We start from the raw sequence: 16,784 nt of genomic DNA, 5'->3' as shown, positions 1-16,784 counted from the left end.
TCCTGAATATACGAGTGTTTAGTTTTCGTATAGGTAACAACGAACAAAGTGGTTGTCTGAAAGTTGAGTCACACCAGGTAGTTGCTCGCGACATTTATCTGATGCCTGTTGGCAGCGCCCTGCGAATGGGCAGCCAGCAGATTCAGGAGTCCATAGTGGGATCTCACCTTTATTACCTTTCAGTTTTGTGTGGATCGATTTACTTGGATCTGGAACAGCAGAGACAAGAAGCTGAGTATATGGATGTTGAGGATGGTGAATGATCTCTTCAGTATCCCCCCATTCCACCATGTGGCCTACGTACATAACAGCAAGATCTTCTGCAATGTATCGAGCGGTGGCAATGTCATGCGTGATGTATAACAGAGACATTTTTTGCTCAAACTTCATCTCTTCCATCAAGTTAAGAACACCGGCACGAATAGACACATCAAGCATAGAGGTTGGCTCGTCCGCCAGAACCACTTCGGCGCCAACGGCAATGTTACGTGCTAAGTTCACACGCTGGCGCTGGCCACCTGACAGTTGATGTGGGAATTTTGCCGCTGTCTCTTTTGGTGGTATCAAACCTACTTGTTCAAGCAGAGAATACACACGTTCTTCGAGTTCTTTTTTATTACCCGATGTCACTTTTTTGTGGATCAAGAGCGGGCGAGCAATGTGATGGAAGATGTTGTGAGTTGGGTTTAATGAACCAAACGGGTCTTGCCACACCATTTGAACACCTTCACGGTAGTTCATGAGATCGGCTTTTTTAGAAATGCTCTGGATATCACGACCTTTGTACTCAATGGTACCTTGTGATGGTGCATACATCTTTGCGATCATTTTCGCTGTGGTGGATTTACCAGAACCGGATTCACCTACCACAGATAACCCACGGCTTTTGTACATTTTGAATGATACGTCGTTGATGGCGCGCATCATTGGCTGTTTTAGGGCATTACTGCTAACAGGGAAGTCTTTAACTAGGTTTTTACCTTCCACCAGTAATTCGCCAAAATCTTTGCTCATAATTTACTCCTAAATATCCCTGTTAAGCTTTTGATACTGCGATAGCTTGATCGTAGAAGTGGCAGTTTGATAAACGGTTCGGTTCGATTTGACGCAACAATGTGGATTGTTCACGGCAAAGATCCTGAACGCGATCGCAACGAGCCTGGAAACGACAACCTTGTGGAATCTCAAGTAAGTTTAATGGGTTACCTGGAATGCCTGTCAGCTTGGTTTTCGGGCCTGTTAGAGGAGGGAATGAGCTACCCAAACCTCTTGTGTACGGGTGGTATGGCGTTTCAAGGATTTGCTGTGATGGCGCTACTTCAATCAGCTCGCCGGAGTACATGATTCCGATGCGATCTGAAAATTCCACCATCAACGATAAGTCATGAGTAATGAACAAGATTGAAAAGCCAAATTCTTCTTTAAGCGCATAAATCTTTTGTAAAATCTCACGTTGAACCACAACATCGAGTGCAGTTGTTGGTTCATCCATGATGATCATTTTTGGGTTCAGTGCCAGTGCAATGGCAATAACCAAGCGCTGACGCATACCGCCAGAGAACTGGTGAGGGTAATCAGTCAATCGGTTCGGGTGAATGTCTACAATTTCTAATAAGCCTTCAGCGCGGCGAACCGCTTGCTGGCGAGTCATGTTCGTGTGACGCATTAGGACGTCACAGAACTGCTCTTCCATTGTTAATACTGGGTTTAAGGCGTTCATGGCACTTTGGAATACCATGGACATTTCACTCCAGCGGAAAGCCTGCATTTGGTCATCGCTGTATTTAAGAATGTCTTCACCGTTGAACAATACTTCACCACCCGTGATAAACGCAGGCGGCTTATGCAGGCGCATTAGAGAGAAAGCAACAGTAGATTTACCACAGCCAGACTCACCAGCTAGGCCAAATACTTCACCTTTACCAATATCAAAGCTTACGTTGTTTACTGCTCGTACATCGCCAGCGTCTGTGATGTAGTCTACGCATAGGTTGCGGATTGAAACTTGTGGCGTAGTCATATTATTTATCTCCGCTCCATAGTGCATTTTGTGGTACTTGTTCTGGTGTGCGTTCTGTTTTTTCTTGTTTTGCTAGGTTTTTCCAGCGCTTCATGCCTTTGTGAGAGCGAAGCTGCGGGTTCGCAATTTCATCCACGGCAAAGTTAAGCAGAGCAAGACCAATCGCGAGTAAAGTCAGTGCCATACATGGAGCAATCAGTTCCCACCACGCGCCAACTAAGATTGCAGAGGATGTTTGTACGTTGTAGAGCATGATTCCCCAGCTGATGGTGCTTGGATCACCAAGGCCTAGGAATGAGATGGTTGATTCCATCATGATGGCGTACATCACAGAACCAATGAAGCTCGCACCTACGATGGAGATTAGGTTCGGTAGAATCTCGACTAAGATGATGCGCAGTGATGACTCACCTAATACTTCAGCAGCTTTTACAAACTCCTTTTCACGGAGCGCTAAGGTTTGTGAACGTATTACACGTGCCCCCCATGCCCAGGAAGTCATACCTATGATTAAGGCGATGGTGAGCGGTCCTGCCTCACCGATAAAGGCGGCTAATACAAACAGTAGCGGGAACTGCGGGATTACTAACATGATGTTCATGGCTGCGGTGAGAACGTCATCCACCTTACCGCCAAAGTAACCTGCTGATACCCCGATAATGGTTGCTAAGAAACATACGACTAAGCCAGCACCAAAGCCAACAGCCAGTGAAATACGTGCACCGTGAGCCAATTGTGACCAAACATCACGACCCATACGAGTGGTGCCCATTGAGTGCTCAGCTTTTTTGGACATGAGCAGTGTACGGCGATCGTTTGCTAAATTTTGTGCGATCCAGCCATCAGGGTTTGCTTGGGCAGATTTCACTGCAAAAGCAGGGTATTCATGAGGCTTACCTGTACGTTTATCTGGCGCATGATCCGTCAGGAAAGGAGCGAATACTGCGATAAAAATAAAGGTAAATAAAATACTTAAACCAATTAATGCTTTTGGGTTACCGGAGAGTAATTTAATTAGAGATTTCATGATTATTTGCCTCCCTTACGTAGGCGAGGATCTAGGAGCACGTAAAGCATGTCCGCCAGTAGGTTAAAGAACAGCATGAAGAGTGTCATGATAAGTAACTGACCTTGCAGTACTTGGTAATCACGAGCGTGAATCGCATTAAATAATACAGAGCCAAGACCAGGGTAGTTAAAGATGATCTCAATGATTAGCTGACCACCAATTGCCATACCTAGAGACATAGACAGTGCAGTAACACTTGGTAGCATGGCGTTACGCGCCGCGTAGTTAAAGACAACACGGTTTTCGCTGAGGCCCTTACCTTTTGCCATGGTGATGTAATCTTCACCAAGTAAGTTAATCATGTTGTTACGCATGTTAATTAGGAAGCCACCAACCTGAACAATGGATGCACAGAACAGAGGTAAAATTGCGTGGTATGCGACGTCTTTGATGAATTCCCAGCTTGTCCAATCTGGAACGGTTCCTGCGGTGTAGGCGTAGCCTGTTGGGAACCACTTTAATCCGACAGCGAATGTGAACATGGCTAACATGGCGATTACAACCTGTGGTACAGCTTGCAGAACTAGCATGCCCGGAGAGATAAATGTGTCGTATCGGCTACCTCGTTTCCACGCAGCAAAAATGCCGAGTATAGAGCCTAGAGAGAAAGAAAGGATAACCGCAGTACCTGCTAGGAATAGTGACCAACCAAATGCACCACCTAAAAGGGTATTTACTGATAGTGGGTAGAATTGAATCGATGTGCCTAATTCCCACGTTAAAATATTCTTAATGTAGATGAAGTATTGCTGGTATAGCGGGCCATCTACAAAGCCAAGCAGTTGCTTCATGGCTTCAATACGTTCAGGGGTTACCTGTACTGTTGCGTTAGCAAACATCATGGTGACGGGATCACCTGGCATTGCTCGCGGAATAATAAAGTTCAATGTTGCAGCGACAACTAGCGCAATAAAATAAAATGACAATCGTCTTAGAAAAAATCCCATAACTCACACCTTACTCATCCAGTGATTTGTTCGCCTGACCTGGATTCAGGACGCAAAACCCCCTGACGCAAAGCGCCATTCCTTGTTTCGGTAAGGGTGGGGGATAAGGGCGGTGTACAAGGTGTACACCGCAAAAGAAGTATTGCTTACGACTTAGGTTTTAGGTCCAGTACGTGTAGAAGACGCTCTGGGATACCAGTCCAAATGTTTGGACGGCCTTTCGGGTTTTTCTCATCCCACCAGCCAGTAAAACGAGTCGTGTTGTATTGGTACATGTAAGCACCAGACATCACAGGAATCGTTACTTGGTTCTCAGCAATCACTTCCTGAATACCGTGAGCGATTTCTAGTTGCTCTTTCTTATCCGCTGTTTTGTAGAAGCTATCAAGAAGGGTGTCTAGTTTCTTGTCACTGAAGTAGTGCATTGCGAAACGTGGCATACCTTCACCTGATTGTAGGTTTGAGTGGTAGCCGCTGTTCCAGTATAGGTGTGGATCTGCACCGTGGAAGTAGTTGGTGTAAGCTACATCGTAGTTTGCTTCTAGCATTGCTTGGTTGTAAACCGCAAACTCAGGTGTACGAGCTTTCGCTTTAATGCCCACTTCATCTAGCTGCTCAACAGCAAGTTGAACTGTGTTGTTGAAGTCAGTCCAGCCGTTTGGTGATTGAATTGCTAGCTCGAATGATTTACCTGATGGAGTTTCTACATAGCCATCACCATCGACATCTTTAAAGCCTGCTTTTTTCAGTAATGCTTTAGCGCCATCAACGTTGTAAGTGTTGAATTTCTTATATTTGTTGTGAACTTCTTCGTCAGACCATGCTTCGAAAGCGTAACCTAAACCAGATGCGAAATCGTTCACTGTACCGCCACCGTAAAATGCGATGTCGATGATAGTTTGACGATCCAGTGCCATTGAGAAAGCACGACGGAAATCAACGTTGGTTAGCGCTTCTTTTTTCGCTGGATCTTGGTGTTTGAAGTTAACAACAAACGCTTGAGTGCCTGATGGCGGGTACCAGTATTGGTGATTTGGGTTTGCTGACGCGTAGGTGCGATCAATGTCAGGAATAAATGAAGACGTCCAGTCTAGTTCAGAGTTGATCACTTTACCTAGCATTTGGTCATTGTTTGCGATTTGTGGCACACGTAAACAATCAACGTCTAGGTTATCGTTATCCCAGTACTGTGGGTTACGACACTGAATGTAAAGTTGCGGAGTGAAAGTATCAATTTCAGTGAACGGACCTGTACCAACAGGGTTTTCGTTTACAAATGTAGTTGGATCTTCGACCTTGCTCCATACATGCTCAGGAACAATAGAGATTACAGAGATTTCATACGGTACGTTTGAGTTTGCTTCTGTTAGGTTGAAGCGAACTTGGTATTCATTTAGTTTTTCAACACTTGCAATCCATTTGTTAATACCACGCTGATCAAGCTCAGGTTTTTCTTTAAGAAGTTTGTACGAGTAAACTACATCGTCAGCTGTGAATTTTTCACCATCAGACCATTTTACGCCTTTACGAATGTCAAAAGTAACGGTCATTAGATCGTCAGACATACGGAAGTCTTCCGCAAGACGCATCACAGGCTTGTTACCGTGCATTTCGTTAAATACAACCAGTGGTTCAAAAACGAAGTCAGCGGTAGTATGTAAGCCTGTTGCAAGGTATGGGTTAAAGTTTTGTACCATTGTAGGGTAGAAATTTGGGACAATCGTTAACTCACTTCTTGCTGCAGCTTGTGGTGCTACAAGACTTGCTGCGGCTGCGGCAATAACTGCTGCTGCTAGTTTTGTCTTCTTTATATTGGCAAGCATAGCTGTTCCTTACTCTTTGCTTTTATTTCACTTATGGATGTCTTTATCAATTGATAAACACTCTTAAAAGCCTACTCCGTTAATGACCTTCAGCTTGACGATTTATACATCGTTTACTTCTTGTGTTACGGATGGCCTGTAGGCCTTCGACATGGGTAAGGAAACTACGTGAGCAGAAAAACGTCAATTTGATTGCTCGTTAAAACCGTTAAAAGTGCTTCTTGTTACGTAATTATCGTCAAAACGTGCCTTTTAGCTGATAATTCATCGCGTTTGTATTATGTGACCTGCATCGTAATGTTGAGTTAATGGTATGAGTGATGTAATGGAGCGCTAACATTTAATTGATTGATTTTATTTGATTTTGTGTTGGTTTATTTTTGTCTTGGATATGGATCACTGACTGGTTGTTTTGTTTTTTGAAGGGGCGAATTTAATCTTGCCGATTTGTTGTGATTGAGTTCGCATTCCTGTTATTCAGTTGAGATTATTAATGTTTTTACATAAATTCATGGGCATTTTTGCTCTGTATTTCCCTGTTATTTCCTCTTATTTTTCACTTAAAATTAGGGCTTAATGTAGCTGTATTGATAGGTTAAGAACTTATCAGATTTGCCTGATTTTAGTGGCTGGGTAAAGCTGGTTTTACTTGCTTGAGATTTTTGTTATTGAATCAGTATGAAGCGCAAAAAATGCTATAGATATAAAAAAGCTCGCAAAGGTTGCGAGCTTTACGTTGAAGCTGTGGGTAATTAGTTGGTGATTAACTTTTGCAATTGTTCTCGTAGGTTTTCTATTTTTTGTCGTTTCTCGGTGCGTGAAGAGCAGTGTTCTAAGACATAGTCAATTGTGTTTAATACGGTTCTCCAGCGTGGTGTCTTCGGTAAGGTTTCTGTTCGTAGGTACTTATCTAAGGTTCTGGTTTGTAACGTACTGCGGTCAAGGTACACACGCCATAATCCACTTTCTTCGGCAAGAGTAAATTTATTGTGCCCTGTTGCTTCTTCCCAGTAATCGATGGTGAGAACCATGACCTCAACAAGGATCTCACGCATCAGTTCATTTTTATCGCCACCTTTGTTTTCGACTTTGTCGGCTAAGCGGGTAAATTCGCCTCCAAGTTCACGTAGCTGCTGCAGTTTGGCTTTATCGCCATCAAAAGCATAGCTGGATAAGGCTTCTACAGCATGCTCAAGGTTCGCCACACGATAGCCATTTCCTTCACTTGAAGTGCTGAAGATCACCATAAACTGGAGCCCAGATTGCTCTGGTAAACGCAAAATATCCGCAGAGACCGTTTCTATGCGGTTTTGAATGTACACATCAATATGACCGCTAAAGTGATTGTCGACATTAAGAAGTGATTTCTTCGTGATGACTTCATCTAAGGTATGACGGTTGAGCTGCTCTGGTGTGAGTTTAAATAATCTTGCAGCAGCATTGTTGGCAAAGCGAATACGCCCATCATGCTTGGCGCATAATATAGGCTCTGCGGCATTTTCCAGTTGCTCCAGAAGGCGGCCTTGAGTTTCTAATAAACTGGCTTCTACTTGCTCTCTATTACGTAATTCTTGCTGTAATAGGGTATTTTCTTGTCGTCTGACCTCTGCTTTACTCGCTTGGAGATGAGCACTAATTCTGGCAGCAAGCTCTTCTTTATTAAATGGTTTCGTTAAATAGTCATTCGCACCAGCATCGAAACCACGAACACGGTCTTGTGTTTGGCTGAGCGCGGTTAGCATGATGATAGGTAACTGAGCATGATCAAATTCTTCACGCAACTGCTGGCAGACTTCATAACCGCTCATTCCTGGCATCATGACATCCAGCAGTAACAGCTCTGGCTTTTCTTCCGCTAATAATTTGAGCGTTTTGGGGCCATCATCCGCTGTTTTTACTCGGTAGCCTTCAAGGCGTAAAAAGCTTTCAAGAATCTGTAAATTAACTGGCTCATCATCAGCCACAATGAGTAACGGTCCTTCTGGATTATCTGGTAGAGCTTCTGTTAGCTCAGAGTTAGGTTCCGAGCGAGTTGGCGCTTGGAAGTGCGTCGGCGTACTGTCTGTTTGCATGGCTGCCAGATCTTGCTCTGAAGCCAGTGGCAGAGTGAAGCTGAATGTGGCTCCGACCATAGGCTGGCTACTGACATAAAGATTTCCCCCCATTAACTCAATGAGCTGGCGGCTGATCGATAAACCAAGGCCTGCTCCTTGTCGGTAGCGGTTTGAATCTTGGCCAGCTTGAATCAATGGTTCGAAGATGTGCTCCAGCTGTTCTGCAGGAATGCCATGACCTGTATCGACAACTTGGACTCGCAGTTGCTCATCTAACACTGTTGCTGAAATGACAATTTTACCTTCCGAGGTGTATTTGATGGCATTGCCGATGAGGTTATACAGCACTTGTTCTAGGCGCTGTTCATCCGCGACCACAAGAGGAAGTGTTGCTGGTACTTGGTTAATGATCCGAATCGGCTTGTTACCAAGAAGGTGATTAGAGAGCTCCAATACTAGGCTGGTTGCGGCAGACAAATCCACCGTTTGATGGTTAATATCGAGGCTACCGTAGCGCATTTTGTGGTAATCCAGTAAATCATCAACCAGTGTGGCTAGGCGGTGACCACTATTAATAATGATTTCTAGCTGGTGGCGTTGGTGAGCAGGGATCGGACCATTGGAGCCTGATAATAGTGCCTCTGCGATGCCCACCATACCGTGTAGTGGCGTTCTTAATTCATGAGATGTGGTTGCTAGGAATTCATCTTTGAGCTTATCTGCGATTTGTAGATCATCATTTTGTTGTGTGATCAGGTTTAGGTTATTTTCTAGCTCAGTATTCTGCGTCTTGATCAGCTGTATTTTGTCTCGGATAGAGCGTTGCATTCGAGAAAAGCTAATGGCAAGGCGACCTATTTCATCTTTTCTATCGGTGCTGCTTATTTCTTGCTCCAGATCACCAGCAGAGACTCGCTCCGCAGCCCAAGTTAACCGAAGAAGTGGGGCGGTAATTGAGTTAGATAAATAATGAGAAGCAATGACTACACAAACAATGGCGACTAGCATCGATAAGATAAAGATTTTCTCTAGTTGATGAATTCGAGCAAATGCTTCGCTTTCTGGCAATTCGATCACCAGTGCCCAAGTTTTATCATGAACTTCTACGGGAGAGAAAGCCGCGAGAATAGGTTGGTTGTCATTATTGGTAAACTGACCAACTTCCGTTAACCCTGATAGGGTTTTGTTAATGATATCAAGGTTCTTGTCGATGTCTTGCACTGACGTCGAGCTGAGTCGTGAGGTGAGATTGCTGCCAACTAACAGCGTGCTGATGCTACTTGATTCATCCAACTTATCTTGTAATTGCTGAGTCAGGCCCGTGTTTGGCAATTTGAACATCACATAACTGTGCAGGTAACCTTGCTGGATGATTGGGGATGCAAACCATGCAATGTTTTCCTCTCCTTGCTGGGAGAAGTCTGAGAAAATAATAGGTAGCTGCTCTTTATTGCGCTGCCTTTCGGTGACGTTAACGAGAGCAGTAAAGGTTTTCCCAAGTGAACTGTCTCTATACTGGCCGCCGATCAGGTTTGTTCCGTAATGGTTATCTTTGGTGGTGGAATAGACAACGTTACCTTCAACGTCAATCAGAAGGATATCAGTAAAATCTGAGCGTTTTAGTAATTCAAGGTAGGCCCAATGGTAGCGTTTGTGCAGTAGGCGATAGCGTTCACTGCCTGCATATTCACTTGAGTCGGGGGTTACCTCTGCCTTGAGCTGATCCCCTGAGTTGTGAATATATCTTTCCTGAGCGTTGGTTCTTGCTTGTTCGGGTGTTTTCCCTAGTTGTTGAAAGGCACTGACTAAGCCGTAAAAACGACCACCACTGGCGTTGGCAAGCTCTGAACGTGCAAAGCTGAGCACTTCAGACTCTCTGGCTTCAATATAACTGAGTATTTGTTGTTCTTTACTGTCTCGAAGTGAGTCTAAGTGAGCCGTACTTTGCTCGGCAAGATCTTGACTGTGGGACTGTAAGAAAAATAACGCAATTAACGTTAAAGGGGTGATACTGAGAGCCAAAAAGGCGATCATCAGAGTGTTCTGAAGCCTTTTAAAGTGTTGTTTTTTATCCATGTCTTTGCCTAACGACGCAACTAAAATGACCAACGATGAAATTGACGTTTTTTACGTAAGGTAAATATAACCGATAGAAAAGTAGATTATAAATTACCAGTCGTTTTTTATACTGAGTTTTTTTTTATTAGCAAGTAAGTGAATTCTAAAGCGTGTGCAAAGGCGCACTTTATCAATAAGAAGAGAGGTTTTAATAAGATATTTAGATGTTGCGATCGGAATTAATCCGATCGCGGAATAAGAAAAGGCTATTTTTTCGCGCTGTAAATTTTAAACTTGGTATTTTTAGCCAGCGTATCACACTGACCAAAAGCAGCTTCAATAATCGGTGGATACTGTAAAAAGCTATTTGCCACAATAAGTAATTGACCTGTGGCGGTTAAGTATTGTGGTGCTTTTTCCAGTAGGGTTTCTGTTGCACTATAAAATGTTTTCAGGCCAGCGTGAAAAGGTGGGTTACTGATAATAAAGTCATAAGGTGCGTTTACATCAGAGTAAACATCGCTAGCAAAGACATTACCTTCTAGATTATTTGCTTTTAAGGTTTCTTTTGATGACTCAATAGCAAAAGCGCTGATATCACACATGTCTAATTGGATATCAGGATTACGATACTTCATGATAGAACCGATAACTCCAGCGCCACAGCCAAAATCAAGGGTTTTTCCTTGTAACGATGGTAGAGTCTCTAGCAGTAGCTCGGAGCCCTTATCAAACTCACCGTGGCTAAATACGCCGGGAAGGCTGCGGACTTGAATCGTTTGGTTATCAAACTCAACGGTATAGCTTTTGAAGTAATCATTTAGCGTGAAGCTTGGGGCTTCTTCCATACATTGACCCCAATAGAAGCTGCATCGGCGTGCAGAATCATATTTCGTAATAGGGCCATATGCTTTGAACATCTTTTCAATGCTTTTAACGCCACTGCGGTTTTCACCCACCACACAGATTTCAGTGTTTGGGCCTAATTTTGCCAGCAACATATGCAGTAAATATTGAGCTTCTGCCTTGGCTTTTGGCCAGTAGAGCAAGATCATATCTGCTTGGGTATCTTCTGTTAGCTCTACACCAAAATAACACGTTACATTAGAGTGTTTTTTCATGGTTTGGTAGTAACCATAGTTAGTCGCAAAAACGCTAACTGAAGCGGCGTGTTTTGTTAGTTCAGCAGGAAACGTATCTTCTAACTCCCCGGCAACCATTACGTGTTTATCGGTAAAGTAGTCAAGTTGTCGTGCTATTACTTGGCTAGGTGCAGTAAAAGACATAATGGCCTCATTAAATAAAAAGGGTTGTAGAAAGCGGGCGTGATTTTCCCACAAAGAGAACTAAAGAGGAAATGGTTATCTGGTGTGGAAGGTAAGGAAATAGGAGGAAAGTGGCAACCCAGAATTAAGCTGCCATTTCCGTAATATCAACTATAAGGCTGCTAACTGTTGTCTTGTTGATCCAAAAAGGTTTTAAACTCTACTTCGTACAGCTTGAAGAGCACCAGTGTGATGGCAAAGATAATTGGCCCGTAGATTAACCCGATAAGGCCAAATAGCTGAATACCACCTAATAAAGAAAAGAAGATAAGGAGCGTGTTCATGCTAGAGTTACCTTGCATGAGTAGTGGCCTTACGATGTTATCGATAGAGCCAACGACGATCACGCCCCATCCTACAAGGAACAGTGCCCACTGCCATTGATCGGTAAGTAAGAGATAGATGGCGGCAGGAAGCCAGATGAGTGCCGTTCCTACAACAGGAATAAAAGAAGCAAATCCCATCATGGTTCCCCAAAATAAACCTGGAAACCCTGCTAGCCACATGGCAAAACCACCGGCTAAACCTTGTGCAATAGCCGTTAAAAATGATCCTAACACCGCGGATTTAGACACTTGTTCTATTTCTTCTAATAAGATGTCTTCTTGGCTGCGAGAAAGTGGAAGGACGTGTCTCATGGCTGACACCATTTTGTCGTGATCACGCAGTAGGAAAAATAAAACAAACAGCATCAGCATAAAATCAACAAGGAAGTTGGTGGCATCCCCTAGTACTTTTGCGCTAATTCCAACTAACTTGGTGCCAAACTGAGAAGCAATTTGTGCCACTTTTTGGGCCACTTCTTGTGGGTCAATGCTGTCAAATGGGAGCCATTCGTTAATAAAATGAAGGCCTTTTGCTACGGTAGGGTGAGCTAAGAGGCTTTGTACCCCTCCTTCACTTACCCAGCCATAGGCGTCTTTAGAGAAGGTCGAGCCCTGCTGAATCATGGCTGAAAAGACAACCAGCAAAGGAATGACAATAATAAAGGTAAGAATGGTACAAGATATTAAGGCAGTTATATTGGGTCTGTTTTTAAACTTCGCTTCCAGTCGAGTGTGCAGCGGCGCAAACAGCAAAGAAATAATGAATGCCATAATAATGGAGTTCATATAAGGCTGAATGAGCTTAAAACAGGCGTAGATGGCAATGATCAGTGCGGCCACTAATATCCAATGGCGCGAAGTAATATTGAATTTATTTGGCACTGTTATTCCTTTATATGAACGGTGAATGTCAGATCCTCTCGATATTCCCTAAAGATATTTTTCCTAATATTTATCTTTATTATTTAACGAGATATTGAGCTAACTCGAATGTTTTGTGTATGAGTCAGCTATAATGGCGTTTTCGCCTCTTGTGCGCAACGATTGGTTACTAGTTAGTATTTTGTATGGTGGTAAATAAATATGTCGTGTTGCAATAAAAAAGAGGGCAGTAAAGGGCAATCTACGTTGACCAAACGGGACATTCCCTGGTTTCGACTAGTGTGTTTGGGGCTTGCTTTGTTAGTTTTATATTATTGGCGTTGATAGTTGTTGCTGTATGAGAAAGTAAGGACAAGGAATGTTTGATCTGCACAGCCATATTTTACCTGAAGTGGATGATGGAGCTAAATCTCTCGCTGAAACGGAAGAGTTACTGCGTTTATCGGTAGCCGATGGGGTCAAAGGTATTGTCGCAACACCCCATGTGAACCCTTCAGAATACCAATACAACCCCGCCATCATTGAACAGGCTGAATTGAGAGTACGTGCTCTTATCGCATCACTTGATCTGCCAATTGCATTAAAGGTTGCGGGTGAGGTGAGGCTCAGTCCGGATATTGTACCTATGGCTGAACAAGGCAATTTGCCGCTATTGGGGTTTTATCACAATAAACCCACTATTTTGGTTGAGTTTCATCATGTTCATATTCTTCCTGGAACGGAAAAGATAGCCGAGAGTTTGATCAAGTTAGGTTATCAGCTTCTTATTGCCCATCCTGAACGAAATTCTAGCGTAGTGAAAGACATTAGCATTCTTGAGCCATTTATTGATATGGGGTGTTTATTGCAAATTAATGCGGGGTCGTTATTGGGGCATTTCCGTCAAGAGCCCAGAGACAGAGCGATGCAAATGCTTAAAAAAGGTTGGGTACATGTCATTGCGTCGGATACTCATAATTTATCAAAACGTCGACCATGTTTAAGAGATGCCTATCAGCATGTGGCAATGTTGCATGGAGAAGCGTTGGCTGAGCAATTGTGTGTGATTAATCCCAAAGCTATTTTTGAAGGAAAAAAACGCCCAGACGATGCTGGGCGTGAGGAATTGTTGTAAGCGTTAGCTTATTTTGCTTCTGCTGCAATGATGGCTAAACAACGATCGGCCGCTTCTAACGTGGCATCAATTTCTTTGCTGCGATGCGCTAGAGAAGTAAAGCTAGCTTCAAATGCAGATGGAGCCAAGTATACGCCGTGCTCTAACATGAGGTGGAAGAAACGTTTAAAGCGCTCAATATCACACTTGGTGACGTCTTCGTAGCAAGTCACTGATTCTTGCTCTGTGAAGAAGAAGCCAAACATTCCGCCCACTTGGTTTACTGCCATTGGTACGCCGTGCTTATCTGCTAAGGCTTTCAGGCCATTTGCTAGTTGCTGTGTGGTTTTTGCTAGGCGCTCTTCGTTGCCTTCTTCGGTCAGTACTTTTAAGCACGCAAAACCGGCAGCCATTGCCACAGGGTTACCTGATAGGGTACCCGCTTGGTAAACTGGGCCCGTTGGTGCGATGAACTGCATGACATCTTTACGACCACCAAATGCACCCACTGGCATGCCGCCGCCGATAACTTTACCTAGCGTGGTTAGATCTGGTTTGATGTTGTAGTGAGCTTGTGCACAACCTTGAGCAACGCGGAAACCTGTCATTACTTCATCAAAGATCAGTAGCGCGCCTTCTTGATCACAAATTTCACGTAGACCTTCTAAGAAGCCATCAACAGGTGGAATACAGTTCATGTTACCTGCAACTGGTTCAACGATGATGCACGAAATTTCATCTTTAAACTCAGCGAACAGTTCACGAACGGAATCTAGATCATTGAAGGTGGCGGTTAGCGTGTGTTTTGCAAAGTCCGCAGGAACACCAGGAGAGCTTGGTTGGCCAAGAGTCAGGGCACCAGAGCCCGCTTTTACTAATAGGCTATCGGCGTGGCCGTGGTAGCAGCCCTCAAATTTTAAGATTTTATCGCGGCCAGTAAACCCACGAGCTAGGCGAATTGCACTCATGGTTGCTTCGGTACCCGAGCTTACCATGCGCACTTGCTCCATTGACGGAACTAGCTTAGACACCAACTCAGCCATGGTGATTTCCATTTCTGTTGGTGCACCAAAGCTAAGGCCACGTTGAGCGGCTTCAATAACGGCATCACGAATAGCAACATGGTTATGGCCTAAGATCATCGGGCCCCACGAACCAACATAATCAATGTAAGCTTTGCCATCAGCATCAAAAATTAATGCGCCATCGGCACGCTCAACAAACAGTGGAGAACCACCGACACCAGCAAAGGCACGTACAGGGGAGTTCACTCCACCAGGAATAACATCTTGCGCTTTTGCAAACAATTCTGCTGATTTGGTCATTACTTACATCCTCAAGTTAAACTGGGTAGACCTTATTAGCGCGCTATTGTACCTAAAACAAAATGAAAAGCATGGCTTGGATAAAAAGAAGCCAGAGTAGAAGAGAAAATCGTGACTTAAATATTGGTTTTTTAATAGCAAACCATGTACTTAACGCCTCTTGGTTGTTGTGTGAATTATCAAGCTTGATACTGACAAGAGAACAAAAAGTGGTGAATACTTGAACGTACCAGTCAGGTATTAGATAATCCCACCAATAGCAGCCTAAAAAAGGCGATATGCATTGTGAGAGGTCGAAATGAGTGAAGTGAACGTACCATTAGAATTTTCTGATGTTGCAGCAGCAAGAGTGAAAACTTTGATTGCTGAAGAAGAAAATCCAGAGCTGAAATTACGTGTGTACATCACTGGTGGTGGTTGTAGTGGTTTCCAGTACGGATTTACTTTTGATGAGAAAGTGAATGATGGTGATATGGTTATTGAAAATGATGGCGTAACGCTTGTGGTTGACCCAATGAGTTTACAGTACCTCATTGGTGGTATTGTCGACTATACTGAAGGTCTAGAAGGCGCTCGTTTCTTTGTTAATAACCCTAACGCAACAACAACATGTGGTTGCGGTGCTTCATTCAGTGTTTAACACAAATACCTGATTTAATATGTAGTGGCCTTGTTTGTAGGATGTCTTACAAGGCCTGATTCTCGCTCTTCCTCCAAACAGCAGTAAGGATAATTGCTATGGATAAAGCGTCTCCCTCCATCCTGTCATTTTTTAGCTATCGACCCTGGATTTTATCAGGGGTGCTCCTTATCTCTTTAGTCTTATGGCTGGCATCTGGCCTATCGCAAGCCCACAACTCACCCGGCGTTAAAACCGCAGAGCCTCAAGCCGTACCATTAGCGAAAGTCGTTGTGGAAACTTTTCATGTTGCCCCTGTTGCTCGTTCAATTTCATTATACGGTCGTACTGCGCCAGATCGCCAAGCAACACTAGCCGCTCAAGTAGCTGGTCAAATTGAAACCTTATTAGTGAAAAAAGGCAGTGTGGTGAAAAAAGGTCAGCCTTTGATCCAATTAGACATGGCGGATTGGGGATTGCAGCTTAATAAAGCCAAAGCCTTATTGGCAGTGAGAGAGAAAGAGTTTACGGCGGCAAAAGCCCTCAAGAAAAGAGGGTTGCAAGGAGAGGTCGCCTTTAGCTTAGCCGAAGCCACGTTACTCGAAGCTAGAGCGCGGGTGCGTAATGCGGAACACATTTTAACGAATACCCAAATTGTTGCGCCTTTTGATGGGATCATCGAGCAATATGCGGTGGAGGTTGGTGATTTTGTGTCGATTGGTGATCCCATGGCGACAGTGGTCGACTTAGATCCGTTAGTGATAGAGGCTGATGTGAGTGAGCGCCACATTCATAAGTTAGATTTAAACCAAGTAGCTCACGTTAATTTTATTGGTCAGCCAGAAAAAGAAGGGACGCTACGCTACATTTCTCAGCTTGCTTCCCCTGCGACAAACACGTTCGCCATTGAAATTGAAATTTCTAATCCAAACAATCAAATTCCGGCAGGCATTAGCGCCGAAGTTGGGATTGAGCTTGATACCCAGTCGGCGATTAAAATTACTCCTGCCATGTTGGCATTGGATGAGAGTGGTAATTTAGGGGTAAAAACGGTCACGAATCGCCGAGTTCAAGACGATCAAACAGAATTGGCGGAAGTCGAGTTTGTTCCTATTCAGTTAGTGAAAGCACAAAGTGATGGTGTGTGGTTGAGCGGTTTTGATAAACAAGTAGATATCATTACGGTAGGGCAAGGCTTTGTGCGTGATGGCGATAGCGTCATTGCGGTTCAACAATAAGGAGC

12 protein-coding genes are annotated in these 16,784 nt (G+C 43.9%); 3 read left to right on the top strand and 9 right to left on the bottom strand.

Translation table 11 applies throughout. The annotated features are described in order from the left end of the window. Window positions 1–18 precede the first annotated feature (18 nt). From MHO82_RS12300 to MHO82_RS12265, 8 genes are all read right to left on the bottom strand, one after another. A complete protein-coding gene (locus tag MHO82_RS12300) occupies window positions 19–1,014 on the bottom strand; it encodes an ABC transporter ATP-binding protein (RefSeq protein ID WP_239184241.1) in 996 nt (331 codons plus the stop codon). Window positions 1,015–1,036: 22 nt separating this feature from the next. Next, entirely contained in the window at window positions 1,037–2,020 is a 984-nt protein-coding gene (locus tag MHO82_RS12295) for an ABC transporter ATP-binding protein (protein ID WP_239184240.1), read from the bottom strand. 1 nt (window position 2,021) lies between these two features. Next, a complete protein-coding gene (locus MHO82_RS12290; protein WP_239184239.1) occupies window positions 2,022–3,047 on the bottom strand; it encodes an ABC transporter permease in 1,026 nt (341 codons plus the stop codon). Window positions 3,048–3,049: 2 nt separating this feature from the next. Next, window positions 3,050–4,036: an ABC transporter permease gene (locus MHO82_RS12285; protein ID WP_239184238.1), complete on the bottom strand. Its 987-nt coding sequence runs from the start codon at window positions 4,034–4,036 to the stop codon at window positions 3,050–3,052. Between the two features lie 146 nt (window positions 4,037–4,182). Next, window positions 4,183–5,859: an ABC transporter substrate-binding protein gene (locus tag MHO82_RS12280; RefSeq protein WP_239184237.1), complete on the bottom strand. Its 1,677-nt coding sequence runs from the start codon at window positions 5,857–5,859 to the stop codon at window positions 4,183–4,185. Between the two features lie 752 nt (window positions 5,860–6,611). Then, window positions 6,612–9,989: a response regulator gene (locus tag MHO82_RS12275; RefSeq protein ID WP_239184236.1), complete on the bottom strand. Its 3,378-nt coding sequence runs from the start codon at window positions 9,987–9,989 to the stop codon at window positions 6,612–6,614. 248 nt (window positions 9,990–10,237) lie between these two features. Continuing rightward, window positions 10,238–11,257 carry a 16S rRNA (guanine(1207)-N(2))-methyltransferase RsmC gene (gene rsmC, locus MHO82_RS12270; protein ID WP_239184235.1) on the bottom strand — a complete coding sequence of 340 codons (1,020 nt, stop codon included), beginning with the start codon at window positions 11,255–11,257 and terminating at the stop codon, window positions 10,238–10,240. Window positions 11,258–11,418: 161 nt separating this feature from the next. Continuing rightward, a complete protein-coding gene (locus tag MHO82_RS12265) occupies window positions 11,419–12,504 on the bottom strand; it encodes an AI-2E family transporter (RefSeq protein ID WP_239184234.1) in 1,086 nt (361 codons plus the stop codon). Between the two features lie 358 nt (window positions 12,505–12,862). On the opposite strand from MHO82_RS12265, the gene MHO82_RS12260 reads away from it, so the two are divergent. Continuing rightward, on the top strand, window positions 12,863–13,618 hold the full coding sequence (locus MHO82_RS12260) for a CpsB/CapC family capsule biosynthesis tyrosine phosphatase (protein WP_239184233.1): 756 nt from the start codon (window positions 12,863–12,865) through the stop codon (window positions 13,616–13,618). Window positions 13,619–13,626: 8 nt separating this feature from the next. On the opposite strand, the gene hemL is transcribed toward MHO82_RS12260, so the two are convergent. Next, window positions 13,627–14,922 carry a glutamate-1-semialdehyde 2,1-aminomutase gene (gene hemL, locus MHO82_RS12255; protein WP_239184232.1) on the bottom strand — a complete coding sequence of 432 codons (1,296 nt, stop codon included), beginning with the start codon at window positions 14,920–14,922 and terminating at the stop codon, window positions 13,627–13,629. Between the two features lie 298 nt (window positions 14,923–15,220). Here hemL and erpA point away from each other — a divergent pair, with 298 nt between their 5' ends. Then, entirely contained in the window at window positions 15,221–15,562 is a 342-nt protein-coding gene (gene erpA, locus MHO82_RS12250) for an iron-sulfur cluster insertion protein ErpA (RefSeq protein WP_239184231.1), read from the top strand. Window positions 15,563–15,660: 98 nt separating this feature from the next. Further along, window positions 15,661–16,779, top strand: a complete 1,119-nt coding sequence (locus MHO82_RS12245) for an efflux RND transporter periplasmic adaptor subunit (protein WP_239184230.1) — start codon at window positions 15,661–15,663, stop codon at window positions 16,777–16,779. Window positions 16,780–16,784 lie beyond the last annotated feature (5 nt).

Source organism: Vibrio sp. Of7-15, assembly GCF_022347565.1.
Lineage (GTDB): Bacteria > Pseudomonadota > Gammaproteobacteria > Enterobacterales > Vibrionaceae > NORP241.
The sequence above is the reverse complement of the archived record's forward strand: the minus strand, read 5'-3'. Positions and strand labels throughout refer to the sequence as shown.